22 protein-coding genes are annotated in these 23,742 nt (G+C 66.6%); 14 read left to right on the top strand and 8 right to left on the bottom strand.

The window, feature by feature from the left end:
- The first annotated feature begins 3 nt into the window (after window positions 1–3).
- The 5 genes from sucC (at window position 4) to BMY06_RS29520 (ending at window position 5,963) form a co-directional block, all read left to right on the top strand.
- The gene (gene sucC / locus BMY06_RS29540; RefSeq protein WP_065059315.1) at window positions 4–1,170 is read left to right on the top strand and encodes an ADP-forming succinate--CoA ligase subunit beta; all 1,167 of its coding nucleotides are present in this window, start codon (window positions 4–6) and stop codon (window positions 1,168–1,170) included.
- Window positions 1,171–1,264: 94 nt separating this feature from the next.
- Window positions 1,265–2,146, top strand: coding sequence for a succinate--CoA ligase subunit alpha (gene sucD, locus BMY06_RS29535; RefSeq protein ID WP_065059314.1), 882 nt, complete (start codon window positions 1,265–1,267; stop codon window positions 2,144–2,146).
- Window positions 2,147–2,325: 179 nt separating this feature from the next.
- Entirely contained in the window at window positions 2,326–3,036 is a 711-nt protein-coding gene (locus BMY06_RS29530; protein WP_065059313.1) for a TerC family protein, read from the top strand.
- Between the two features lie 341 nt (window positions 3,037–3,377).
- Window positions 3,378–3,944 (top strand): pilin, encoded by a 567-nt coding sequence (locus BMY06_RS29525; RefSeq protein WP_074986797.1) that lies wholly within the window; start codon window positions 3,378–3,380, stop codon window positions 3,942–3,944.
- Between the two features lie 216 nt (window positions 3,945–4,160).
- Window positions 4,161–5,963 (top strand): PglL family O-oligosaccharyltransferase, encoded by a 1,803-nt coding sequence (locus tag BMY06_RS29520; RefSeq protein ID WP_074986754.1) that lies wholly within the window; start codon window positions 4,161–4,163, stop codon window positions 5,961–5,963.
- A gap of 64 nt (window positions 5,964–6,027) precedes the next feature.
- Here the strand turns inward: BMY06_RS29520 and moaC are convergent, their stop codons facing one another.
- Window positions 6,028–6,516: a cyclic pyranopterin monophosphate synthase MoaC gene (gene moaC / locus BMY06_RS29515; RefSeq protein ID WP_074986753.1), complete on the bottom strand. Its 489-nt coding sequence runs from the start codon at window positions 6,514–6,516 to the stop codon at window positions 6,028–6,030.
- 311 nt (window positions 6,517–6,827) lie between these two features.
- Here moaC and BMY06_RS29510 point away from each other — a divergent pair, with 311 nt between their 5' ends.
- Window positions 6,828–8,708, top strand: coding sequence for a M48 family metalloprotease (locus tag BMY06_RS29510; RefSeq protein WP_080180648.1), 1,881 nt, complete (start codon window positions 6,828–6,830; stop codon window positions 8,706–8,708).
- Window positions 8,709–8,718: 10 nt separating this feature from the next.
- On the opposite strand, the gene BMY06_RS29505 is transcribed toward BMY06_RS29510, so the two are convergent.
- The 6 genes from BMY06_RS29505 to BMY06_RS39030 form a co-directional block, all read right to left on the bottom strand.
- Window positions 8,719–9,351, bottom strand: a complete 633-nt coding sequence (locus BMY06_RS29505; RefSeq protein ID WP_074986752.1) for a DUF2946 family protein — start codon at window positions 9,349–9,351, stop codon at window positions 8,719–8,721.
- Window positions 9,344–10,417 carry a hydrolase gene (locus BMY06_RS29500; protein WP_074986751.1) on the bottom strand — a complete coding sequence of 358 codons (1,074 nt, stop codon included), beginning with the start codon at window positions 10,415–10,417 and terminating at the stop codon, window positions 9,344–9,346. Before BMY06_RS29500 ends, BMY06_RS29505 begins: the two co-directional genes overlap by 8 nt.
- 202 nt (window positions 10,418–10,619) lie before the next feature.
- A complete protein-coding gene (locus BMY06_RS29495) occupies window positions 10,620–11,066 on the bottom strand; it encodes a nuclear transport factor 2 family protein (RefSeq protein WP_065059308.1) in 447 nt (148 codons plus the stop codon).
- Between the two features lie 161 nt (window positions 11,067–11,227).
- A complete protein-coding gene (gene waaF / locus BMY06_RS29490; protein WP_074986750.1) occupies window positions 11,228–12,253 on the bottom strand; it encodes a lipopolysaccharide heptosyltransferase II in 1,026 nt (341 codons plus the stop codon).
- A gap of 333 nt (window positions 12,254–12,586) precedes the next feature.
- Window positions 12,587–12,781, bottom strand: coding sequence for a zinc-finger domain-containing protein (locus BMY06_RS29480; RefSeq protein ID WP_065059306.1), 195 nt, complete (start codon window positions 12,779–12,781; stop codon window positions 12,587–12,589).
- 72 nt (window positions 12,782–12,853) lie between these two features.
- Window positions 12,854–13,183, bottom strand: a complete 330-nt coding sequence (locus BMY06_RS39030; RefSeq protein ID WP_143064443.1) for a hypothetical protein — start codon at window positions 13,181–13,183, stop codon at window positions 12,854–12,856.
- A gap of 362 nt (window positions 13,184–13,545) precedes the next feature.
- Between BMY06_RS39030 and BMY06_RS29475 the strand changes: the two genes are divergently transcribed.
- Window positions 13,546–14,745, top strand: a complete 1,200-nt coding sequence (locus tag BMY06_RS29475) for a phosphoglycerate kinase (protein ID WP_065059305.1) — start codon at window positions 13,546–13,548, stop codon at window positions 14,743–14,745.
- On the opposite strand, the gene BMY06_RS29470 is transcribed toward BMY06_RS29475, so the two are convergent.
- Complete coding sequence (locus BMY06_RS29470) at window positions 14,742–15,185, bottom strand: hypothetical protein (protein ID WP_080180649.1); 444 nt, start codon at window positions 15,183–15,185, stop codon at window positions 14,742–14,744. The two genes, BMY06_RS29475 and BMY06_RS29470, sit on opposite strands and share 4 nt — an antisense overlap.
- Between BMY06_RS29470 and pyk the strand changes: the two genes are divergently transcribed.
- The 7 genes from pyk to BMY06_RS29435 all read left to right on the top strand — a co-directional run bounded on the left by pyk (window position 15,184) and on the right by BMY06_RS29435 (window position 23,676).
- Window positions 15,184–16,620: a pyruvate kinase gene (pyk, locus tag BMY06_RS29465; protein WP_065059303.1), complete on the top strand. Its 1,437-nt coding sequence runs from the start codon at window positions 15,184–15,186 to the stop codon at window positions 16,618–16,620. The two genes, BMY06_RS29470 and pyk, sit on opposite strands and share 2 nt — an antisense overlap.
- 456 nt (window positions 16,621–17,076) lie before the next feature.
- A complete protein-coding gene (fba, locus tag BMY06_RS29460; protein WP_028217828.1) occupies window positions 17,077–18,141 on the top strand; it encodes a class II fructose-bisphosphate aldolase in 1,065 nt (354 codons plus the stop codon).
- Between the two features lie 198 nt (window positions 18,142–18,339).
- Window positions 18,340–19,230, top strand: a complete 891-nt coding sequence (locus BMY06_RS29455) for a phosphoribosylaminoimidazolesuccinocarboxamide synthase (RefSeq protein ID WP_065059302.1) — start codon at window positions 18,340–18,342, stop codon at window positions 19,228–19,230.
- A 74-nt stretch (window positions 19,231–19,304) separates the two neighbouring features.
- Window positions 19,305–19,823, top strand: a complete 519-nt coding sequence (purE, locus tag BMY06_RS29450; protein WP_065059301.1) for a 5-(carboxyamino)imidazole ribonucleotide mutase — start codon at window positions 19,305–19,307, stop codon at window positions 19,821–19,823.
- Between the two features lie 195 nt (window positions 19,824–20,018).
- Window positions 20,019–21,236 carry a 5-(carboxyamino)imidazole ribonucleotide synthase gene (locus BMY06_RS29445; protein WP_065059300.1) on the top strand — a complete coding sequence of 406 codons (1,218 nt, stop codon included), beginning with the start codon at window positions 20,019–20,021 and terminating at the stop codon, window positions 21,234–21,236.
- Window positions 21,237–21,250: 14 nt separating this feature from the next.
- Window positions 21,251–22,300, top strand: a complete 1,050-nt coding sequence (locus BMY06_RS29440; protein WP_074986747.1) for an L-threonylcarbamoyladenylate synthase — start codon at window positions 21,251–21,253, stop codon at window positions 22,298–22,300.
- Between the two features lie 146 nt (window positions 22,301–22,446).
- A complete protein-coding gene (locus tag BMY06_RS29435; protein WP_074986746.1) occupies window positions 22,447–23,676 on the top strand; it encodes a Fic family protein in 1,230 nt (409 codons plus the stop codon).
- The last annotated feature ends 66 nt before the right edge of the window (window positions 23,677–23,742 follow it).

The raw sequence follows: 23,742 nt of genomic DNA, 5'->3' as shown, positions 1-23,742 counted from the left end.
CGCATGAAGATTCACGAGTACCAGGGTAAGGAAATCCTCCGGAAGTTCGGCGTCGCGGTACCGCGCGGCACGCCGGTTTTCTCGGTGGATGACGCGGTCAAGGCCGCTGAAGAGCTGGGCGGTCCGGTGTGGGTCGTCAAGGCTCAGATTCACGCGGGCGGCCGCGGCAAGGGCGGCGGCGTGAAGGTTGCCAAGACGCTGGATCAAGTGCGCGAATACGCGAGCCAGATCCTCGGCATGCAACTGGTCACGCACCAGACCGGTCCGGAAGGCCAGAAGGTCAACCGTCTGCTGATCGAAGAAGGCGCCGACATCAAGCAGGAACTGTATGTCAGCCTCGTCGTCGATCGCGTCTCGCAGAAGATCGTGCTGATGGGTTCGAGCGAAGGCGGCATGGACATCGAGGAAGTGGCCGAGAAGCATCCGGAGCTCATCCACAAGGTCATCGTCGATCCGAACACGGGCCTGCTCGATGCACAAGCCGACGACCTCGCCGCGAAGATCGGCGTGCCGGCTGCGTCGATTCCGCAAGCTCGCGTGATCCTGCAAGGCCTGTACAAGGCATTCTGGGAAACCGACGCGTCGCTGGCCGAAATCAACCCGCTGAACGTGTCGAGCAACGGCACGGTCACCGCACTCGACGCCAAGTTCAACTTCGATTCGAACGCGCTCTTCCGTCATCCGGAAATCGTCGCTTACCGCGACCTGGACGAAGAAGATCCGGCTGAAATCGAAGCGTCGAAGTTCGACCTCGCCTACATCTCGCTCGACGGCAACATCGGCTGTCTGGTGAACGGCGCGGGCCTCGCGATGGCCACGATGGACACGATCAAGCTGTTCGGCGGCGAACCGGCGAACTTCCTCGACGTGGGCGGCGGCGCGACGACCGAGAAGGTCACGGAAGCGTTCAAGCTCATGCTGACGAATCCGGGCCTGAAGGCGATCCTCGTGAACATCTTCGGCGGCATCATGCGCTGCGACGTGATCGCGGAAGGCGTGATCGCTGCATCGAAGGCCGTTGACCTGAAGGTGCCGCTCGTCGTGCGCATGAAGGGCACGAACGAGGACCTCGGCAAGAAGATGCTGGCCGACTCGGGCCTGCCGATCATCTCGGCGGACAGCATGGAAGAGGCCGCGCAGAAGGTTGTCGCGGCTGCCGAAGGCAAGTAATTTTCACCGGATACGAATGGCGTGCGTGCCGGCGCGAATTCCGCATCCGTGCGGAAGACGCGACGCATCGCGCCAAGCGAACAGAGGTCAATACATGTCGATTCTGATTAACAAAGACACCAAGGTCATCACGCAGGGCATCACCGGCAAGACCGGTCAGTTCCACACCCGTGCCTGCCGTGAATACGCCAACGGCCGCGAAGCATTTGTCGCGGGCGTGAACCCGAAGAAGGCCGGCGAAGACTTCGAAGGCATTCCCATCTACGCGAACGTGCGCGATGCGAAGGAAGCCACGGGCGCGACCGTGTCGGTCATTTACGTGCCGCCCGCGGGCGCAGCCGCAGCGATCTGGGAAGCCGTCGAGGCCGACCTCGATCTCGCGATCTGCATCACGGAAGGCATTCCCGTGCGCGACATGATCGAAGTGAAGGACCGTATGCGCCGCGAAGGCCGCAAGACGCTGCTCCTCGGCCCGAACTGCCCCGGCACGATCACGCCGGACGAGCTGAAGATCGGCATCATGCCGGGTCACATCCACCGCAAGGGCCGCATCGGCGTCGTGTCGCGTTCGGGCACGCTGACGTACGAAGCGGTTGCGCAGCTGACGGCACTCGGCCTCGGCCAGTCGTCGGCAGTCGGTATTGGCGGCGACCCGATCAACGGTCTGAAGCACATCGACGTCATGAAGATGTTCAACGACGATCCGGATACGGACGCCGTGATCATGATCGGCGAAATCGGCGGTCCGGACGAAGCCACGGCAGCCGAGTGGATCAAGGGCAACATGAAGAAGCCGGTCGTCGGCTTCATCGCGGGTGTCACGGCGCCCCCGGGCAAGCGCATGGGCCACGCCGGCGCGCTGATCTCGGGCGGTGCGGATACGGCCGAAGCGAAGCTGGAAATCATGGACGCGTGCGGCATCAAGGTCACGCGCAACCCGTCGGAAATGGGCCGTCTGCTGAAGTCGGTGCTGTAATTTGCAGATAACGCGGCGTCGTGCGCATCACGTATGCGCGGGGCGCTGGCGTTTTTTGCTATGCTTGCGGAATCCTTTCACGAGGTTTCCGAACAGAAGCGAGGGAGCCAGTCATGGCTGCCTCGCTTTTTTATTTGGCGTGCGTCTTTGCGGCGCGCGCAGCTTAACTTCCCGCATTCATGCTCGAGTTCTTCACGACGCTCCACTGGGGCGCTGTCATCCAGATCATCGTCATCGACATTCTGCTCGGTGGCGACAACGCCGTCGTGATCGCGCTGGCGTGCCGCGATCTGCCCGCGCAGCAGCGTCTGCGCGGCATTCTTTGGGGCACCGTCGGCGCGATCGCGCTGCGCGTCGTGCTGATCGCCTTCGCGGTCGTGCTGCTCAACGTGCCGCTGCTCAAGTTTACGGGCGGCCTGCTGCTGCTGTGGATCGGCGTGCGCCTGCTCGCGCCGTCGCATCTCGAACATGCCGACGTGAAGCCCTCCGACAAGCTGCTCGGCGCGATCAAGACCATCATCGTCGCCGATGCGGTGATGAGCCTCGACAACGTCGTGGCCATCGCGGGCGCGGCCGAAGCCGCCGATCCGCGTCATCGCATCGCGCTAGTGGTGTTCGGGCTGATGGTCAGCATTCCGCTGATCGTCTGGGGCAGCCAGCTCGTGCTCAAACTGCTCGACCGCTATCCGGTGATCGTCACGCTGGGCGCGGCGCTGCTCGGCTGGATCGCGGGCGGGCTGATCGTCAACGATCCGGCCGGCGACCGCTGGCCGCTGCTCGATACGCCGCTCGCCGAATACGGCATGTGCGTGGCGGGCGCGGTGTTCGTGGTGGTGCTCGGCCATGTGCTCAGGCGTCGCAACGCGCGGCGCGCGCAGGGCTCGCATTGAGAATGGGGCGAAGGCGTGCGCTGCGTCCGTCGGCTGATGCTGGCAACCGCCGCTGACATTCAGCGCTGACATCACTCGCTGACAGCGCGCACCGACAGCGCCGCGCCTAAGCCATCTGGCCGACTGCCCCGCGCGAGGTCTCGCCGATACGATCGAAACGCCTGTTCACCCTCTGGTGGCGGGCGTTTCCCGTTTCAGGAGCCCTGACGATGATCGTTTCCCTGCTTGCCTCGACGGCCTTCGCGCGCAACGCGCTGGCCACCCGCCCATTCGCGCCATTCATGCCGATCACGCCCATCACGCCCATCACGCCGATCACGCCCATCACGCCCATCACGCCCATCACGCCCATCACGCGGCTCGCGTGCCTCATCCGCTTCGTACGCACCTGCGCCGCGCGCGGTTTCACGCTCATCGAACTGATGATCGTGCTCGCGATCGTCGGCGTGATCGCGGCGTATGCGATTCCCGCCTATCAGGACTATCTCGCACGCAGCCGCGTGGGCGAGGGCCTCGCGCTCGCGGCCGCGGCGCGCCTCGCGGTGGCGGAGAACGCCGCGAGCGGCAACGCCTTCGACGCCGGTTATACGGCGCCGCCGGGCACGCGCAACGTGACTTCGGTGCTGGTGGACGAGGCAACCGGGCAGATCACCGTGAGCTTCACCACGCGCATCGCACCCGACGGCAGCAACACGCTCGTGCTCGTGCCTTCGGTGCCCGACAACGCGGAAGCGCCCACGGCGCGCGTGGCGCTCGCGCAAGGCACCGTGCAGGGCGGCACGCTCACGTGGGAATGTTTCGCGGGCGGCAAGACGGCTTCGTCGCTCGGTGAGCCGGGCGCGGGGCCGGCGCCGTCTGAAGCGGCCACGCTGCCAGGCAAGCTCGCACCGCCCGAATGCCGCGCATGAGACTTGCGCCGGTGAGGCGCCGGTGCGAGCGAAAAACGTGAGCGGGCAACCGTGCCTGCGGGCATGAATCGACCTTGCCTGCGACTTTGCTTGCAACTTTACTTGTGACTCCGCGTGCGAACCCGCACGCACGCGGGCGGCATTTGCTTCGACGCCGCCCGCACAGGGAGGGAAAAGTTTTGTATAGTGCGCCGGTTGCTGACGCCCCCGATCCCCATGCCTTCTCCATTTGCGCGCTACCTTACGTTCGTCTTGCTGGCTCTCGCGTTGACGCTGCCTTATGCGGTCGTCAACCACACCTATCCGATCCCGACGTTCTATGCCGAATTCACCGCGCTGGCGCTCTACCTGCTGGTAGGCGCGGGCGTCTGGCTGCTGGTGCGCTCCGCGCGGCCGGCCGTCGACTTCGCCGTGCCCATGGTGGCGCTGGTGCCGCTCGGCTTCGGCTTGCTGCTCGCCGTGCAGACCGCGGTGCTGCACCTCGCGCAACCGTCGATGAACTGGCTCGGCGTCGGCTATCTGCTCGCGGCCTTCATGGCCACGCTCGCGGGCTACAGCATCACGCGCGTTGGCCTTGCGCGCACGGCGGTGGTGTGGGGTTCCTGGGCGCTCGTGATCGGCGGCCTGTTCTCGGTGTTCTGCCAGGTCATCCAGTTGCTGCATCTGGAAACCAAGGTCACGCCGCTTGTCGTCGCCTATAACGTGCAGTTCCAGCGTCGGCCGTTCGGCAACATGGCGCAGGCCAATCACCTCGCCACCTATATTTCCTTCGCGATGGCCGCGGCGCTCTATCTCGTGCAGACGCGTCGTCTGAACGTGCTGCTGTGGGGCGTGCTCTCGGCGATCTACGCAGGCGGTCTCGCGCTCACCGTGTCGCGTGGACCGTGGCTGCAGATGGCGGTGATCGTGGTGGCGGGGCTCTGGATGGCGTTGTCGGCGTCGCGCGGCGTGCGTGGCGAAGACGGCTCGGCGAGCCTGAAGGGCGGCGCGCGCGCGTGGCTCGTGCCGGTCGTGCTGGCGGTGATCTTCGTCGGCATGAACGCGTTCGTGCGCTGGGCCAACGTGCACTATCAGCTGCAACTCGACCAGTCGGCCGCCGACCGCATGAAGGACGCGAGCCAGATCGCGCCGCGTCTCGCGCTGTGGCACTACGGCCTCGCGATGTTCAAGGCGCATCCGCTGCTGGGCGTGGGCTGGGGCGATTTCCCGATCCACCAGTTCGAACTCGCCCGCACGCTGGGCGGCGTCGAGATCGCCAATAACTCGCACGACATCTTCATTGACCTGCTTGCGAAGACCGGCGTGGTGGGCTGCGGGATCGTCGTGATCGGGCTGCTGGCGTGGTTCGTGCGCTCGCTGCTCGCGCCGCATACGCCCGAGCGCATTTTCGGCTTCATGCTGATCGGCGCGCTCGTCATGCATGCGCTCGTCGAATATCCGCAGCAGTACATGTTCTTCCTGCTGCCCGCGATGTTCGTGTTCGGTCTGTTCGAAACGAAGCGGCTGCGTGCCGTGCCGCCGCCGGTCGTGATGGGTGTGTATACGGTGATCGTGTTCGGCGGCATTGCGTCGCTGTGGCCGGTGATGCGCGATTACAACCGCTCCGAAGTGCTTTACTACGGCTCGCACCCGGCGCAGCAATACGCCGATGAACCGTCGCACCTGTTCAGCGCGTGGGGCGATTACGGCATGGCCACGCTCATGCCGATGAACGCCGCCGATCTGCCCGCGAAGCTCGCGGCGCATCAGCGTGCGATCGCGCTGTTGCCGGGCGAGACGGTGCTGCGCCGCTATGCGGTGTTGCAGGCGCTCGACGGCAATACGGAAGGTGCGTTCGACACGGTGGAGCGGCTGAAGATTTTCGCGCAGGAACTGCACGACTGGCCGACGCAACTGGCCGCGCTCTACAGTCTCTGCGAAAACGAACCCACGCTCGATGGCTTCAAGGCGGCGCTGCTGAAGAAGTACGGCAAGCCGCCGGCGTTCGCGACAGAGGACGACGACGATTCGGACGATTAAGCGATTCGTCCGGTAGTGGAAGAGAAAAGCGGCGGACTTGGGTTCGCCGCTTTTTTTTCGTCGATCAGCGGGCGAGCGGCTGAGCGACCCAATCCCCCGACTTCCCCCCATGCTTTTCGAGCACGCGCACATCGGTGATCGTCATGCCGCGGTCGACGGCCTTGCACATGTCATAAACCGTCAGCAGCCCGACCTGCACGGCGGTCAGCGCTTCCATCTCGACTCCGGTGCGGCCGAAGGTTTCGACCTGCGCCGTGCAGTGCACGCCAGGCAGCGATTCATCAAGCGCGAAGTCGACCTTGACGCGCGTGATCGCGAGCGGATGGCACAGCGGGATCAGATCGGCGGTGCGCTTCGCGCCCTGGATCGCGGCGATGCGCGCGACGCCGATCACGTCGCCTTTTTTGGCGTTGCCGTCGCGCACGAGCGCGAACGTCGCGGGCAGCATGCGGATCGTGCCGCTCGCCACGGCGATGCGTTGGGTCTCGGCTTTGCTGCCGACGTCGACCATGTGGGCGTCGCCTGCGGCGTCGAAATGCGTGAGTTCGGACATGGTGGGCTCCTGGCTGCATGACGCCGGCGACGCGTGCCGGCGCGGCTGGCCAATAACGTGCGCGCAAGACCGGCGCGCAAAACGTGCGATGAAGAAGGGCGCTTATCTTAGCAGCGCGGGCGCGGCACGATGCGCCATGCCGTGCTTTGATGCGCGTGGACGTGCCCGCGTCATCGCGGCCGCGAGGGCGGAATCGCGTGCCGGGCCGGGCTACAATCGGCGCGTGGCTGGCTGACTGTCACGCCAGCGTCCGCTTTGCACGCCTGCTTTGCGACCCTGCTTTGCGACCCTGCTTTGCGACCTTCAGATCGATGCCCCTGAAACGGCTCCTGGCTGTCTGGCTGTGCGTCTCGCTCGCGGTTCCGCCGCAGGCGTCGGCGTCGGGCGCGCAAGCGTCGTCGACAGGCGGCTCGCCGCCCGCCGCGGTGCTCGATCTGCGTGCGGCCGACATCGCGCGCTCCACAGTGTCCACCACCGCGCCCGCATCCGCATCCGCTTCCAGCGCCACCTCCGCCGCACGCCCCACGACCAACCTGACGCTCGCGCCCAACGCGCCGGCGCTCGTCAGCGGCCCGCTCGACGACGCGGGCGACGTCGCCTTACCCGCCTCGATTGCACAGGGCGTCTTCGGCACCTACGGCGGTGCGCAGTCGCGTTTCGGCGAAGTCGGCTCGACGCATCCGTCGGGCCCCGGCGTCTACGGCAGTTCGAGTGTGCGCCCGCCCGCCTGGGTCCCGCAACTGCCCGATCTCGGCGATGGTTCGGGCGGCGCGCTCACGCCGCAAGCCGAACGGCGCGTGGGCGTGCGCGTCATGCGCGATATCCGTCGCGATCCCGACTACATCGGCGACTGGCTCGTGCTCGATTATCTGAACGCGGTGGCGGAGCGGCTTGCGGCATCGGCGTCGGCGCAATTCATCGGCGGTTATCGGCCCGACTTCGAGATCTTCGCGATGCGCGATTACCAGATCAACGCGTTTTCACTGCCGGGCGGTTTCATCGGCGTGAACTCGGGCTTGATCATCGCGACGCAGACCGAATCCGAGCTGGCCTCGGTGCTCGGTCACGAGATGGGCCACGTGCTGCAGCGGCACATCGCGCGCATGCTCACGCAGAGCGAGCACAGCGGTTACGCGGCGCTCGCGGGCGTGCTGCTCGGCATTCTCGCGGGCGTGCTCGCGCATAGCGGCGACCTCGGCAGCGCGATCGCGCTCGGCGGCGAAGCCTATGCCGTCGACAGCCAGTTGCGCTTCTCGCGCGCAGCCGAGCACGAGGCGGACCGCGTCGGCTTCCAGTTGCTCGGCGGCGCGGGCTACGACACGTGGGGCATGGTGGCGTTCTTCGAGCGGCTCGAACGCGCGTCGATGAGCGAGGCGGGCGTGCCCGCCTATGCGCGTACGCATCCGCTGACTGGCGAGCGCATCGCCGACATGGAGGACCGCGCGCGCCGCGCGCCTTACCGGCAGCCGCGTCAGGCGCCCGAGTACGGTTTCGTGCGGGCGCGCGTGCGGGTGTTGCAGGACCGCTCGCGTCACGAATATCTCGATGAGATCGCGCGTCTGCGTGCCGAAATCGACGACCGCACGGCGCTCAACGTGGCCGCGAACTGGTACGGGATCGCCGTCGCGCAGACGCTGCTCGAAAGCTACGACGATGCGGCGCAGTCGCTTGCCACGGCGCGCGCGGCGTTCGTGCGCTTCGAGGCCGCCGAGGGCAACGATCGCGGCAAGCCGCGCAGCTCGCCGAGTCTCGACGTGCTCGCCGCCGAGATCGCGCGCCGCGCGGGCCGCACCGACGAGGCCATCCGCCTCGCGCAGGCCGCGCACACGGCGTGGCCCGCGTCACACGCGGCGACCGACGGCTTGCTGCAGGCGCTGATCGCGTCTCGGCGCTTCCAGGACGCGCAGACGCTCGCGCGCGCCGAGACGCAGAGCGAGCCGCGTCAGGCCGCCTGGTGGCAGTACCTCGCGCAGGCGAGCGCGGGCAGCGGCGATGCGTTGACCCAACGGCGCGCGCTGGCCGAGAAGTTCGCGCTGGACGGCGCGTGGCCGTCGGCGATCCGGCAGTTGAAGGAGGCGCGCGACATGAAGTCGGTCGGCTTCTACGATCTGTCGACGATCGACGCGCGCCTGCACGACTTCGAGGCGCGCTACAAGGAGGAGCGCGCGGAGGAGAAGGACAGCAAGATCTGAACGCGCGCGCCTATTGGGCGGCGCGGGCGGCTTGTTCCGCGTGCTCGGGACTCGGGACGAAGGCGAAACGCGACGGCACGTCTACGCGCGCGATGGCTTGCAGCGGCAGCGCGGCGTCGGCGCGCCAGTGGAAGGTGCCGCTCTGGCCGTCGTCGGCGAGCGTGGCGTGTTCGGCGAACAGGCCGAGATCGTGATCGTGTAGCAGCGCCACGCGTGCCACGCCGCCGTGGAGGTTCGCATCGGCGGCATCGGCGAACAGCACGCTGCCGTTTTCGTCGATGAACGCCGCCACGGGCGTGAACGCGTGACCGGTGTGGTCGGTGAGCGCGAGCGTGCCGTTCGCATCGGGAACGGCCGAGTCGGGAACGCTCGCGAGACGCACCACCCACGGCGCGTATTCCTGCTCGACGTAGACGCATTGCGGGCCGTTCTGGAAGAACCACTGGCCCTGGTCGTCGCGCTCGTAATTGCGGTTGATGAAGGCAATCAGCGCTTCGTGGCGGATCGGCGTGCCGGGCGCGCCGGCGGCCTGGTCGGCTTCGTCGCGCAGACGCCAGTGGCCGCGCGCATCGAGGCGCAGCCAGCCGGTGCAACTGGGAACGTTGGGCCAGCGCGCGAGCGCCTGTTTGACGATGTCATCCATGAGCGTGGGACGCCGCGCGCGACGCCGGCAGATACGGTGAAAGATAACCGGTCACGCGTTGCGCGAGCCACTGGCTGCGGCCCGGGAACGGGCCCGTCATGAAGCCGACATGGCCGCCGCGTTCGGGCTGGTCGAGCTCGACGGCGTCGCTGACTTCGTGGCGCGCGGGCAGCACGTGGCCGGGCAGGAACGGGTCGTTGCGCGCGTTCAGCAGGAGCGTCGGCACGGTGATTTCGCCGAGCTTCGGACGCACCGTCGCCTGGGTCCAGTAGTCGTGCGCGTCGCGAAAGCCGTGCAGCGGCGCGGTGACCACGCCGTCGAATTCGTACATGTTGCGGCAGGCGAGCAGGGCGTCGGCGTCGAACAGGCCCGGAAACTGGTCGAGCTTCTGGAGCGCCTTCACCTTGAGCGTCTTGAGGAAGCTGCGCGTGTAGATCATGCCGAAGCCGCTCGCGAGCATCTTGCCGCCCGCATGCACGTCGAGCGGCGCGGAAATCGCGGCGGCGGCGCGGACGATGCGCGCGTCCTCGCGCTGTTGCGCTAGCCAGTGCAACAGCACGTTGCCGCCGAGCGAGACGCCCGCCGCGACGAGCGGTCCGGCGTGGCGCGCGGCGAGGCGGCGCAGCACCCAGTCGACTTCGGCGGCGTCGGCGAGATGGTAGAAGCGCGGCAGCAGGTTCATCGGCCCGCTGCAGCTGCGAAAGTGCGGAATCACGGCGTGCCAGCCGTGCGCGTGTGCCTCGGCCGCGAGCGCGCGCGCGTAGTGCGAGCCGGAGCCGCCTTCGAGGCCGTGGAACAGGACGAAAAGGGGGGCGTGCGCGCCGGCGCTGGCGGGGGCATCGACCCAGTCGAGTTCGATGAAGTCGCCGTCGGGCGTATCCCAGCGCTCTCGCCGGTAGGCCGGCGTGGGCAGGCGCGAGAACAGCGCGGGAACGATGGTTTCGATATGGGGGCCCGCAAGCCAGAACGGCGCGCGGTAACTCGAGGGGAGCATGCCGTTCAGGGCCGTGACGGCCGCATTGCTGGCCGCGTCGTAGTTCGCCGCTTCATCGCCGGTGGTGCTCATGGCCTTCCCCTTCTTTCGACTGCTGCTTTCTTTTGCCGCTTTTGTCCGCTCTTTTTCGCTCTTTTTCGCTTATCGGGGCCGCTTGTTTGGCCTCAATGCCGGTCGACGCCGGTTGTCGTTCGAGCGCGCCCGAACTCGCGCGAGACTGCATGCTGCTCGCCCGTTTCACGGCACCCGCGCGACCCGGCCTCGCCGGATCGGCTCAGTGCAGTGCGCCCTGACCGTGGCGCAGTTTCGCGGAGAACTGGCTCGCGGCGTCGTCGGGCATCCGGCTCGCGTGAATGTGCGCGATGCGCCACTCGCCGCGTTCATGCACCATCACATAGGTCGTGAACACCATCGCCGGGATCGCGTTCGGATCGACCGGACGATGCGCTTCCACGATCGCGTAGACCACGGTGCCGAGGCTGTCGTAGACGCGGATGTCGAGCGGTTCGATCGACACCGGCGCGGCTTCCAGCTCCGCCGCGAGGCCCGCGCGGATGTCCGGCAGACCGTGCAGATGCGCGCCCTCGGCGGTAATGCAACTCACGAACTCCTCGTCGATCCACAGGCCCATCAACGCGTCGATGTTGACCTCGGCGACAGCCTGGTAGTAGGCGTTGAGCGTGTCAGCGGCGGCTTCGAAGATGTGGGCAAAACGTGGCATGGCTCGTTGATCTGATGCGCTTCACGCGCGGGTTGGCGTTGGCTTCGACGCGCCGCGCGCACCGGCGCAATACCTGAATTGGGCGCGCCGGCGGGGCGCGGCGTCGGTGGCGTGCCGCACACACGCGGCGCGTTGCGCCCGAGGCGAACGCGGCGCGGGGTTCAGCGCTGGGCGACCAGCATGCCGCGCAAATCGTCGAAGACCTGTTCGGGGCTCAGTTCGCGCAGGCAGTTCAGATGCCCGAGCGGACACTCGCGCGCAAAGCAGGGGCTGCAATCGAGATGCAGCCATTGTACCTTTGCGAGCTCGGACAAGGGCGGCGTGTGGCGCGGATCCGTCGAACCGTAGATCGCCACCAGCGGGCGGCGCAGCGCGGCGGCCACGTGCATCAGACCCGAATCGTTGGTGACGACGGCGCTGGCGCGCGAGATCAGCGCGCAGGCTTCGCCGAGCGCCGTCTGGCCGCACAGATTGCGGACATTCGGCGCCTGGTCGGCGATCGCCTGTGCGAGCGGCGAGTCCTTGGGCGAGCCGAGCGCGATGATCTGCGTGTACGGGAACGACTGGCCGACCATGCGCGCGAGCGCCGCGAAATGCTCGGGCGGCCAGCGCTTGGCGGGGCCGTATTCCGCGCCGGGGCAGAACACCAGCAGCGGCACGCGCGTATCCAGATTGAAACGCGCGGAAACCCGCGAGGCTTCGTTCGGATCCGATTCCAGGCGCGGCAGCGGCAGATCGTCGGGCGGATTCGCGCCGGGCGCGTAAGCGAGCGCCGCGTAGTGCTTGACCATCGGCGGGCGCGTGTCCTTGGGCGGATTCGCGTGGCGCACGTTCAGGAAGCCGTAGCGGCTCTCGCCCGTGTAGCCGATGCGCAGCGGAATGTTCGCGAGCCACGGGATCAGCGAGGACTTGAGCGAATTCGGCAGCACGTAGGCGACGTCGTAGCGCTCCGCGCGCAGATCGCCCGCGAGCTGCCAGCGGCGCAGCATCTGGAGCTTGCCGTGGGCGAGGTCGGTGGCGTAGACGTCGCGGATCTCGGGCATACGCTCGAGTACGGGCGCAACCCAGGTAGGCGCAAGCGCATCGATCTGAATGCGCGGGTGCAGTTTTACGAGCCGCGAAAACAGCGGCTGCGCCATCAGTGCGTCACCGATCCAGTTCGGTGCGATTACCAGCGCGCGGCGCATCGGGAGTCAGAGTCCGGAAATTACAAAGGCTGCGAGCGCGGGCCGTGCCGATCGAAACCGGCAAACGGGCCAGGCGCGCGTAGCGCGGTTAAAAAAACGACGCGTCGAGCGCGTCGATGAGTGTGAACGCCGGCGCCGCTGCGGCGCCCGGTGAAATCGGGGCGCGGCGCGGTCCGGCGTCATTGTGCGATAAGACGGGGCTGGCGGCGAGCGGCGTCCGAAGGTTGGGGCGCGTGGCGAAAAACCGCGAGGAATCCCAAACGTCGGCCGCGTGCGTCGAGGTCCGGGTCAAGACCTGGGCGACGCGACCCGCGCCGCCGCCATGCGCGGGCCTCAGTGGCCGTGCACGACCTCGCCTTCCTTCAGCTTGTAGCGCGTGCTGCAATACGGGCACTTCGCTTCGCCGTGCGTCACGTCGATGAAGACACGCGGATGGTTGCTCCAGCGCGGCATCGACGGATTCGGGCAATAGGCCGGCAGGTCCTTGGCTTTCAGCTCGACCAGCGGCATTTCCTTGAGTTCGCTCATGAGGATAATTCTCTGTGTAGCAGTGGGGGCGCGGCTTCGTGGGATCTGGCGCGACAGCGTTAGACCTTCGCGTCAGACCTTCGCGAACCCGTGCACGTAATTCTCGTTCTTGCCGGACACCCCGTTCAAGCGTGCCGAATAGCGCTTGCCGCTCGCCGATCGCGGGAAGCCCGAACCCTGTTTGCGCGCCAGCGTGATGATCGCGTCGCACATCGTGCTCCGCGCGCGAAGCCGGCGGGTGGCAAAGAGATTTATTTTAACGTCATTTAACGCCCGCCAGCGCGCCCGCTGGCGCTTGCGACGGGCTTTCGGCGTGATTTCGACCCGTTTTCGACCCGTTTTCGGCCCGTACCCAGCTTGTGCAGGCCACGATTCGCACGAAGAATCCGCGAAAAAAATCATCCGGTGGACATGTGAGCGCGGATGTTGCGGCGCAGCATCCGCCGATGCCCCGCGTGCTCTGCCGATGCGCCGGGCCGTCCGTCGCGGCGGCGCGCTCAGCGTTCTCCCAAATACGGGAGATTCGCCGATGCACGCCCGGATCGTCCTGGCTATCGGCTAAAATACCGATCTCGCAATTCGATGCCGGCTCGTGCCGAGCGCCGAGCAAGCGACCCGCGGCGGCGCCTGGAGACGGCAGCCGCGCGGATCCCGCGCCGCGCCCGTCGCGCCTTAGCCGCCCTGGCTGCCCGAAGCCCCGCTTCGACGGCCCGCGGACCTGCATCGTCTTGTCACCGCCTTCCCACCATCAAGATGACATGTCCATGAACAAGGTTCTGCGTCTTTCCGATCTGATCTCCGAAGGCAAGCTCAAGGGCAAGCGGGTGTTCATCCGCGCCGACCTGAACGTGCCGCAGGACGACCACGGCAACATCACCGAAGACACCCGCGTGCGCGCCTCCGTGCCGGCCATCAAGGCCGCGCTGGATGCGGGCGCCGCTGTCATGGTCACGTCCCATCTGGGCCGCCCGACCGAAGGCGAATTCAAGCCCGAAGACTCGCTCGCGCCAGTCGCGAAGCGTCTGGCCGAACTGCTCGGCCGCGACGTGCCGCTGGTCGCGAACTGGGTGGAAAACGGCGTGAACGTCGAGCCGGGCAACGTCGTGCTGCTCGAAAACTGCCGCGTCAACAAGGGCGAGAAGAAGAATTCCGACGAGCTGTCGCAAAAGATGGCGAAGCTCTGCGACATCTACGTGAACGACGCGTTCGGCACCGCGCACCGCGCCGAAGCCACCACCTACGGCATCGCGAAGTACGCGGGCATCGCCTGCGCAGGCCCGCTGCTGGCCGCCGAACTCGACGCGCTCGGCAAGGCGCTCGGCGCGCCCAAGCGCCCGCTGGTGGCGATCGTCGCCGGTTCGAAGGTCTCGACCAAGCTCACCATCCTCAAGTCGCTGGCCGAAAAGGTCGATCAGCTGATCGTCGGCGGCGGCATCGCCAACACGTTCATGCTGGCCGCCGGCCTGAAGATCGGCAAGTCGCTCGCGGAAGTCGATCTCGTCGACGACGCCAAGGCGATCATCGACGCGGCGCGCGCCCGTGGCGCTTCGGTGCCGATCCCGACCGACGTCGTGACCGCCAAGGCGTTCTCGCCGACGGCCAAGGCCGAAACGAAGAACGTCGCGGATGTCGCCGACGACGACATGATCCTCGACATCGGCCCGGTCACGGCCAACGCGCTCGCCGCGCAGCTCGCGCAGGCCGGCACGATCGTCTGGAACGGCCCGGTCGGCGTGTTCGAGTTCGACCAGTTCGGCAACGGCACGAAGACGCTCGCGGACGCGATCGCCAGCTCGGGCGCGTTCTCGATCGCCGGCGGCGGCGACACGCTCGCGGCCATCGCGAAGTACAACATCGCCGACAAGGTCAGCTACATCTCGACCGGCGGCGGCGCTTTCCTGGAGTTCCTGGAAGGCAAGAAGCTGCCGGCGGTGGAAGTGCTCGAAACCCGGGCGGCTGGCTAAATGGCGCCGCGCGCCCCGGCCGGGAAGGCCGCCAACAAGCTTCCTCGTGCCAACGCGCAGAAGCCGCGCGTCGCAACCGGGGCCGCCGCCAGACAGAAACCGACGAAAGCGGGGGGCACGCCCCTCGCCAGCACGGTGCGGGCGGGCGCGACGCCCGCAACCGATGCCGCTCTCGAACCGTCGTCAGCGCCGACCGCTGAATCGCGCGCGACGCCGGTGAGCGAACCGACTCCCCCCGCCGGACGCACAGCCACGTCCGCCGGGAAAATGAACATGAATCGCGCCGCCACCGTCCCTGCGACGGCAGCGGCGTCGTCAAAGAAAGCGACGCCGGCTTCGACCGGTGCGCGTCCCGGCATGCCCGCCCTCGCGGCGCAGCCGGCCAGCTCTTCTCGCAGCAACGGTTTTTCCAGCGATCCTTTCCAGACGAGGAGACTCATGCATCGCGCCACCAAGATTGTCGCCACCATCGGTCCGGCTTCCAGCACGCCGGACGTCCTGCTGAAAATGATCCATGCGGGATTGGACGTGGTGCGCCTCAACTTCTCGCACGGCACCGCCGACGACCACCGTCAGCGTGCCGAAACCGTGCGGGAGTGCGCCCGTCAGGCCGGCCGTGAAGTCGCGATCATGGCCGATCTGCAAGGCCCGAAGATCCGCGTCGGCAAGTTCGAGAACGGCAAGACGACGCTCGAGCCGGGTCAGCCCTTCATCCTCGACGCCGAGTGCGAACTCGGTAACGACGAGCGCGTCGGTCTCGATTACAAAGACCTGCCGCGCGACCTGAAGCCGGGCGACGTGCTGCTGCTCAACGACGGCCTGATCGTGCTCGACGTCGCGCGTGTGATCGGCAGCGAGATCCACACGATCGTGAAGGTCGGCGGCGACCTGTCGAACAACAAGGGCATCAACCGCCAGGGCGGCGGCCTCACGGCGCCCGCGCTGACGGCGAAAGACATGGAAGATATCCGCACGGCGATGTCGCTGGCGGTGGATTTCGTCGCCGTGTCGTTCCCGAAGAACGCCACCGACATGGAAATGGCACGCCAGCTCGCGAATATCGCGGGCGCGCCCTACGGCGTGAAGCCGAAGATGATCGCGAAGATCGAGCGCGCGGAAGCCATTCCGGCGCTGCAGGAGATTCTCGATTCGTCGGACGGCATCATGGTCGCGCGCGGCGACCTGGCCGTGGAAGTCGGCAACGCCGCGGTGCCGGCGCTGCAAAAGCGCATGATCCGCATGGCGCGCGAGTCGAATAAGCTCGTGATCACGGCCACGCAGATGATGGAGTCGATGATCCACGCGCCGGTGCCCACGCGCGCCGAAGTCTCGGACGTCGCCAACGCCGTGCTCGACGGCACGGATGCGGTGATGCTCTCGGCCGAATCGGCGGCGGGCAAGTATCCGGTGCAGACCATCGAAACCATGGCCGCGATCTGCGTGGAAGCCGAGAAGTCCGAGCACAGCGAGCTCGACAAGGATTTCCTCGACCGCACCTTCACGCGCATCGACCAGTCGATCGCCATGGGCGCGCTGTTCACGGCCTACCATCTGGGCGCGAAGGCGATTGTCGCGCTCACGGAGTCGGGCTCGACGGCGCTGTGGATGTCGCGTCACTGGACCCACGTGCCGATCTTCGCGCTCACGCCGCGCGTGGGCAGCGAGCGCGCGATGTCGCTGTACCGTAACGTCACGCCGCTGCATCTGGACACCAGCAGCGACCGCGACACGGCGCTCCAGCAAGCGATCGAAGTGGTCGTGAGCAAGGGCTACGCGGCGCGCGGCGACATGGTCGTGCTGACGGTCGGCGAGCCGATGGGTCAGCCGGGCGGCACGAACACGTTGAAGATCGTGCGCGTCGGCGACGTGCTGTAAATCCGCCGCCATTTTTTTCGCTTTATTTTCGGGATTGCGCGGTTTCCATCGGTTTTTCACCGATGCCGCGCCGTTCCCGAGGCGCGAAAAATAAAAAATTGCACAGGCGCCGACTGGTATCACATTGGTATCAGATCGGCGTTAGATAGGTGCTGGATAAGCGCTAAATCGCAGCAAAATCCCCGCATTTTCCCCGAAATTGCAGTCTGCGCGCCGGTGAGGCGGCGCGCGGGCTGTCAATTCTTTTTGCATCTTCTCGCCGATCTGACGTTCCGATACGCCAATTTCATGCCAGTTACGCGATCGGCGCGGGAATTGCAGTGTCTTCGCGATAAAATCACGGCATTGAGCCCGCGTCGCGACACGCGGGGCGGCGGCTGCCAGGCCGCCCACGACCGGCTGCGCAAGACGGCCGGCGGCACGAAGCAATTCGTTTCAAATCAAAGGAGTAGGACAATGCCTCTCGTTTCAATGCGTCAATTGCTCGACCACGCGGCCGAGCACGGCTACGGTTTGCCGGCGTTCAACGTGAACAACCTGGAGCAGGTCCAGGCGATCATGGAAGCGGCAAGCCAGGTCGGTTCGCCGGTGATCATGCAAGCCTCGGCGGGCGCACGCAAATACGCGGGCGAGCCGTTTCTGCGTCATCTGATCGAAGCTGCGGTCGAGTCGTATCCGCATATTCCGGTCGTGATGCACCAGGATCACGGCCAGTCGCCGGCGGTCTGCATGGCAGCCATCCGCAGCGGCTTCACCAGCGTGATGATGGACGGCTCGCTCGAAGCCGACGGCAAGACGGTTGCATCGTACGAATACAACGTCGATGTGTCGCGTAAAGTCGTGGAAATGGCGCACTCGATCGGCGTCACGGTGGAAGCGGAACTGGGCGTGCTCGGTTCGCTGGAAACCATGAAGGGCGACAAGGAAGACGGTCACGGCGCCGAAGGCACCATGACGCGCGAGCAGCTCCTGACCGATCCGGAGCAGGCCGCCGACTTCGTGAAGCTCACGCAGTGCGATGCGCTGGCGATCGCCATCGGCACCTCGCACGGCGCGTACAAGTTCTCCAAGAAGCCCACGGGCGACATCCTGTCGATCCAGCGCATCAAGGAAATTCACGCACGCATTCCGAACACGCACCTCGTGATGCACGGTTCGTCGTCGGTGCCGCAGGAACTGCTGGCCGAGATCCGCGAATTCGGCGGCGACATGAAGGAAACGTACGGCGTGCCGGTGGAGGAGATCCAGGAAGGCATTCGTCACGGCGTGCGCAAGATCAACATCGACACCGACCTGCGTCTGGCGATCACGGGCGCGATCCGTCGCTATATGTACGAAAATCCGTCGAAGTTCGACCCGCGCGACTACCTGAAGCCGGCTCGCGAAGCCGCGAAGAAGGTCTGCGTGGACCGCTTCCTCGCGTTCGGCTGCGAAGGCCAGGCCGGCAAGATCAAGCCGGTCTCGCTCGACAAGATCGCCGAGAAGTACAAGTCGGGCGAACTCGCGCAGATCGTCCGCTAAGCGGTGGTCGCGCCAGGCGCGCCGGCTGGCCCGGAACGCGCCTGCAGCGAGTTGAAACGTCGCCGTTTCCGCCAGTTTCGGGGGAACGGCGATGAGCTTTTTAGCGGTTTTTGGTTTACCCTCGCATTACTTTCCGGATTCCGGCCGTCCGCGCCGGTCCCGCTTCCGTTTCGATTGTTCTTTTAGCGAATCACGACGATGTCTACCCTCTACGAATCCACGCTCCGCTCGCTGCCGCTTCTGGGCCGCGGCAAGGTCCGCGACAACTACGCCGTGGGCGACGACAAGTTGCTGATCGTCACCACCGACCGTCTGTCGGCGTTCGACGTCATCATGGGCGAGCCGATTCCGCGCAAGGGCGAGGTGCTCAACCAGATGGCCGACTTCTGGTTCGAGAAGCTCAAGCACGTCGTGCCGAACCACCTCACGGGCGTCGCGCCCGAAACCGTGGTGGCCGCCGACGAAGTCGAGCAGGTCAAGGGCCGCGCCGTGGTGGTGAAGCGTCTCGAACCGATCCTCGTCGAAGCCGTGGTGCGCGGTTATCTGGCCGGCAGCGGCTGGAAGGACTATCAGGCAACGGGCGCCGTGTGCGGCGTCGAACTGCCGCCGGGCCTGCAAAACGCGCAGAAGCTGCCCGAGCCGATCTTCACGCCGGCCGCGAAGGCCGAAATGGGCCATCACGACGAGAACATCACGTACGACGAGATGGAGCGCCGCATCGGCACCGAACTCTCGCGCACGATCAAGGAAATCTCGATCAAGCTGTACAAGGAAGCCGCCGATTACGCGGCCACGCGCGGCATCATCATCGCCGACACCAAGTTCGAATTCGGTCTGGACACCAACGGCCAGCTGTTCCTGATGGACGAGGCGCTCACCGCCGACTCGTCGCGTTTCTGGCCCGCCGACCAGTACCAGGTGGGCTCGAACCCGCCGTCGTTCGACAAGCAGTTCGTGCGCGACTGGCTCGAAACCCAGGACTGGGCGAAAGAGCCGCCGGCGCCGAAGCTGCCCGAAGAAGTCATCGAAAAGACCTCGGCCAAGTATCAGGAAGCGCTCGAGCGCCTGACCGGCCAGAAGCTGGCCTGAAAAGCGGATGGTGTAGGCGACTGGCGGTCGGAAAAGGCCGCCATCGCAGTGAATAGAAGGAAAAAGGAAGCACAATGAGCGAAGTTCAGACGGCTCACCAGCATGCGGCGCCCCTCGTCGGCGTGTTGATGGGCTCCAGCTCCGACTGGGAAACGATGAAGCACGCGGTCGCGATCCTGCAGGAGTTCGGCGTGGCGTACGAGGCCAAGGTCGTCTCGGCGCACCGCATGCCCGACGAGATGTTCGAGTACGCAGAGAAAGCGCGCGAGCGCGGCCTGCGCGCGATCATCGCGGGCGCGGGCGGCGCGGCGCATCTGCCGGGCATGCTGGCGGCCAAGACCACGGTGCCCGTGCTCGGCGTGCCGGCGGTCAGCAAGTATCTGAAGGGCGTGGACTCGCTCCATTCGATCGTGCAGATGCCCAAGGGCGTGCCGGTCGCGACCTTCGCCATCGGCGAAGCGGGCGCGGCCAATGCGGCGCTGTTCGCCGTCTCGATGCTGAGCGTGACCGATCCGGAATACGCGAACAAGCTCGCGGCGTTCCGCGTGCGCCAGAACGAAGCGGCGCATGCGATGGTGCTGCCGGCGCTCTAAGCGTGGTGCGTTAAGCGCCAGTTTGGCGACGATCGATGTCACTTGCTGTTGTTTCGAGTTGAGTTGACCCATCGGACGCCGCCTGAAGCGACACCGTCGAAGGCCGGCACCGCGTCCTGCCTTCGACGTTAAACCCCGGTCTGGACCGCGCGACGTATCCCCACGCGCCGCGGCCAGCCGCGACCGACCACGAAGATGACTCCTGACAATTCTCCGGTTTCACCGATCCTGCCCGGCGCCTGGCTGGGCATGGTGGGTGGCGGCCAGCTTGGCCGCATGTTCTGCTTTGCCGCTCAGGCGATGGGCTATCGCGTTGCCGTGCTCGACCCGGACGCGACCAGTCCCGCAGGCGCGGTCGCCGACCGCCATATCTGCGCGGCCTACGACGACGAAGCCGCACTGACCGAACTCGCGCGCCTGTGCGCGGCCATCTCGACCGAGTTCGAGAACGTGCCCGCCGCGAGCCTCGACGCGCTCGCCAAATCGACCTTCGTGAGCCCGGCCGGACGTTGCGTGGCCGTCGCGCAGGACCGCATCGCCGAGAAGCGCTTTATCGCGGCGTCGGGCGTGCCGGTCGCGCCGCACGTGGTGATCGAATCGTCGCAGGCGCTCGCCGCGCTCGACGACGCCACGATCGCCGCCGTGCTGCCCGGCATCCTGAAAACCGCGCGCATGGGTTACGACGGCAAGGGCCAGATCCGCGTGACGAACGCCGACGAAGTGCGCGAGGCGCATGCATCGCTCGGCGGCGTGCCGTGCGTGCTGGAAAAGCGCCTGCCGCTCAAGTTCGAAGTCAGCGCGCTGATCGCGCGCGGCGCGAACGGCGCGGCCGTGGTCTATCCGCTCGCGCAGAACACGCACCGCAATGGCGTGCTGTCGCATACGATCGTGCCCGCGCCGGACGCGAGCGAAGCGCTCGTCAAGCAGGCGCAGCAGGCGGCGTTGCAGATCGCGGCGAAGCTCGGCTATGTGGGCGTGCTGTGCGTGGAGTTTTTCATCCTCGAAGACGGTTCGCTGGTCGCCAATGAAATGGCGCCGCGTCCGCACAACTCGGGCCACTACACGACCGATGCCTGTGCGACGAGCCAGTTCGAGCAGCAGGTGCGCGCTATGACTGGCATGCCGCTCGGCGACACGCGCCAGCACTCGCCGGCCGTGATGCTCAACATTCTCGGCGATGTGTGGTTCCCGGCCGGCGCCGGCGAGGCGAAGGCGCAGAAGGGCGCCGCGCCCGTCACGCCGCCGTGGGACCAGGTCGCGGCGATGCCTGCCGCGCGTCTGCATCTGTACGGCAAGGAAGACGCGCGCCCGGGCCGCAAGATGGGCCACGTGAACTTCACCGCGCCGACGCTCGACGAAGCCCGCACGGCCGCACGCGACTGCGCGCGTCTGCTGCATATCGTCACGAGCTGAGGACGCCGCGCATCATGTCCGAACAGCCGCATTCCGCCGCTTCATCCGTGGCTTCGCCGTTGACCGACGCCGACATCGAGCACGCCGCCGCGCTGCTCGATGCGGACGAACTGGTCGCGTTTCCGACCGAGACCGTCTACGGCCTCGGCGGCGACGCGGCGAGCCCGGAAGCCGTCGCGCGTATTTACGCCGCGAAGGGGCGTCCCGCCAACCATCCGGTGATCGTGCATCTGCCGCCGGGCGGCGATCCGCAGTACTGGGCCGCCGAGTGGCCGGAAGACGCGCAAAAGCTCGTCGACGCCTTCTGGCCGGGTCCGCTCACGCTGATCGTCAAGCGTCACGCACGCATTCCCGACGCGGTGAGCGGCGGTCAGGATTCGGTAGGGCTGCGCTGCCCGTCGCATCCGGTCGCGCAGAAGCTGCTGGCGGCGTTTTCGGCGCGGCGCGGCGGGCATGGCGGCGTCGCGGCGCCGTCCGCGAACCGCTTCGGCCACGTGAGCCCGACCACGGCGCAGCACGTACGCGACGAGTTCGGCGCGACGGTGCATGTGCTCGACGGCGGCGCGTGCGACGTGGGCATCGAATCGACAATTCTCGATTTGTCGCGTGGCTTCCCGGCGCTGCTGCGTCCTGGCCATGTGAGCCCGCACGATATCGCGCGCGTGCTCGGCGAGGCGCCGCGTCTGCCCGATGGTTCGGATGCCACGGTGCCGCGCGCGTCGGGCACGCTCAAGGCGCATTACGCGCCGCGCACGCCGCTGGCGCTGCAGCCGTTCGAGGCGCTCGAGCCGCAGCTCGCCGCCGCGCGCGACGCGGGCGAGACGGTGGCGCTGGTGGCGCGTGCCTCGCGCGCGGGTGCGTGGGCGCAGGCGGCCAACGTGCATTTCGTGGCCGCGCCGGAAGAACCGCAGGCTTATGCGCGCGAGCTGTATGGCTTGCTGCGCGCGCTCGATCGGGCGAATGTCTCGCGCATTCTCATCGAGAAGCTGCCGGAGACAATCGAATGGATCGCCGTGAACGACCGGCTCGGCCGCGCGGCGGCGGCGTTCGAAGCGCAGGAGTAGGGCGGGGCGGGGGCGCAGGCGGTCGCGGAATTAGTCGCCACGACAGTCGCCATGGTTGTGCTATCTCATTGTGGTTAAAGGATTTCTGCGGATAGAATACATCTCTGATAGTCGCCACGACACGCGCCACGTCACCGCTTCGTCTCATGCATCCGACCGCCAGCCGCTACGCCTACGACCAGCCTCACCAGATGCAGCCGCTTATGCCCGGCGAGCATCGGCTCGACGCGTTACGCCCGCGCGCGGCGCAAGTCATCGCTGAATCGGCGGGACTCGCGGCGCAGGGCATGCCCCGGTTGCGTGCCTTGCTGCGCGAGGCGCTGCGGCCGATGAATTCGTACTACACCAACAAGATCGAAGGGCAGCATACCGAGCCGTTGCTGATCGAGCAGGCGATGCAACGCGACTTTTCCAGCAAGCCGGATGAGGCGCGGCGGCAGCGCATTGCGCTGGCGCATATCGAAACCGAGCGCTGGAGCGAGGCGGCATGGCCACACTTCGATTCCGCGCGCCACTTCGCGCCGGACACGATCCGCGCGATCCATCGCCATCTGCACGCGCAGCTTCACCCTGACGATCTTCAGCAAAAGGACGACGAAGACCGCCTGATCGCCGTCGATCCGGGAGAGTGGCGTAATCAGGGCGTTCAGGTCGGACGCCATATCCCGCCCGATCCCGCCGCGATTCCCGCCTTTATGGGCGCGTGGCAAGCCGGATATCAATACGCGCGCGCCGGTGAAACGGCGTTGATCGCTTTGGGCGCCGCGCATCATCGTTTAACCTGGATTCACCCTTTTCTCGACGGTAACGGCCGGGTTGCGCGGCTGCATACCCATGTTGGGCTCGCCGGGCTTGGCTTGACGCATGGCTTGTGGTCGCCGATGCGCGGTTTTGCGCGCTCGCAGCCGCAGTATTACGCCGCGCTCGTCGAAGCCGATCAGCCGCGCAAGGGCGATCTCGATGGACGCGGCAATCTCAGCGAGGCTGGTCTTGTGCAGTTCATCGACTACTTTCTCGATATCTGTCTCGATCAGATCGCATTCATGCGCGGCATGCTCGATCTCGGCGCGTTCGAAATGCGGCTCGCGCAGATGCTCGCGGCCCTCGCGCAGTCCGCCGACACGCGCTTCCTTCGCGCGGAAGCCGCCATGCCGCTCGCCATGCTCGGAACGGTCGATTCCATCGATCGCGCGCGTTTCAAGGCGATGACCGGCCTCGCGCCGCGCACGGCCGATCGCTTGCTGGCTGAACTGCTCAAGATCGGGATCGTGGATTCGCCCACGCCGCGCGGTCCGCTCGAACTGGCTTTGCCGCTCTCGCTTTTTCGCTGGCTGTTTCCGCGTTTGTGGCCCGAGGCGGAGGCTACCGGCACGTAGGCGCTCATCGCGGCTTACGCCGATCCAAACAAAAAGCCCGGCCTTTCCAGGCCGGGCTTTTTTTCG

Origin of the sequence: Paraburkholderia tropica (assembly GCF_900109265.1) — a bacterium.
GTDB lineage: Bacteria > Pseudomonadota > Gammaproteobacteria > Burkholderiales > Burkholderiaceae > Paraburkholderia > Paraburkholderia tropica.
This window is presented reverse-complemented; position numbering and strand designations above follow the sequence as displayed.

Bases quoted from the DNA above. Each gene is read 5' to 3' on its own strand.
- BMY06_RS29510 (WP_080180648.1), top strand. From the start codon at position 6,828: ATGCCCCTGAAACGGCTCCTGGCTGTCTGGCTGTGCGTCTCGCTCGCG.
- BMY06_RS29475 (WP_065059305.1), top strand. From the start codon at position 13,546: ATGAACAAGGTTCTGCGTCTTTCCGATCTGATCTCCGAAGGCAAGCTC.
- BMY06_RS29505 (WP_074986752.1), bottom strand. From the start codon at position 9,351: ATGGATGACATCGTCAAACAGGCGCTCGCGCGCTGGCCCAACGTTCCC.
- fba (WP_028217828.1), top strand. From the start codon at position 17,077: ATGCCTCTCGTTTCAATGCGTCAATTGCTCGACCACGCGGCCGAGCAC.
- BMY06_RS29495 (WP_065059308.1), bottom strand. From the start codon at position 11,066: ATGCCACGTTTTGCCCACATCTTCGAAGCCGCCGCTGACACGCTCAAC.
- BMY06_RS29520 (WP_074986754.1), top strand. From the start codon at position 4,161: ATGCCTTCTCCATTTGCGCGCTACCTTACGTTCGTCTTGCTGGCTCTC.
- purE (WP_065059301.1), top strand. From the start codon at position 19,305: ATGAGCGAAGTTCAGACGGCTCACCAGCATGCGGCGCCCCTCGTCGGC.
- BMY06_RS29470 (WP_080180649.1), bottom strand. From the start codon at position 15,185: ATGAGTCTCCTCGTCTGGAAAGGATCGCTGGAAAAACCGTTGCTGCGA.
- BMY06_RS29445 (WP_065059300.1), top strand. From the start codon at position 20,019: ATGACTCCTGACAATTCTCCGGTTTCACCGATCCTGCCCGGCGCCTGG.
- BMY06_RS29435 (WP_074986746.1), top strand. From the start codon at position 22,447: ATGCATCCGACCGCCAGCCGCTACGCCTACGACCAGCCTCACCAGATG.
- waaF (WP_074986750.1), bottom strand. From the start codon at position 12,253: ATGCGCCGCGCGCTGGTAATCGCACCGAACTGGATCGGTGACGCACTG.
- BMY06_RS39030 (WP_143064443.1), bottom strand. From the start codon at position 13,183: ATGATTTTTTTCGCGGATTCTTCGTGCGAATCGTGGCCTGCACAAGCT.
- moaC (WP_074986753.1), bottom strand. From the start codon at position 6,516: ATGTCCGAACTCACGCATTTCGACGCCGCAGGCGACGCCCACATGGTC.
- BMY06_RS29440 (WP_074986747.1), top strand. From the start codon at position 21,251: ATGTCCGAACAGCCGCATTCCGCCGCTTCATCCGTGGCTTCGCCGTTG.
- sucC (WP_065059315.1), top strand. From the start codon at position 4: ATGAAGATTCACGAGTACCAGGGTAAGGAAATCCTCCGGAAGTTCGGC.
- pyk (WP_065059303.1), top strand. From the start codon at position 15,184: ATGCATCGCGCCACCAAGATTGTCGCCACCATCGGTCCGGCTTCCAGC.
- BMY06_RS29500 (WP_074986751.1), bottom strand. From the start codon at position 10,417: ATGAGCACCACCGGCGATGAAGCGGCGAACTACGACGCGGCCAGCAAT.
- BMY06_RS29455 (WP_065059302.1), top strand. From the start codon at position 18,340: ATGTCTACCCTCTACGAATCCACGCTCCGCTCGCTGCCGCTTCTGGGC.
- BMY06_RS29480 (WP_065059306.1), bottom strand. From the start codon at position 12,781: ATGAGCGAACTCAAGGAAATGCCGCTGGTCGAGCTGAAAGCCAAGGAC.
- sucD (WP_065059314.1), top strand. From the start codon at position 1,265: ATGTCGATTCTGATTAACAAAGACACCAAGGTCATCACGCAGGGCATC.
- BMY06_RS29530 (WP_065059313.1), top strand. From the start codon at position 2,326: ATGCTCGAGTTCTTCACGACGCTCCACTGGGGCGCTGTCATCCAGATC.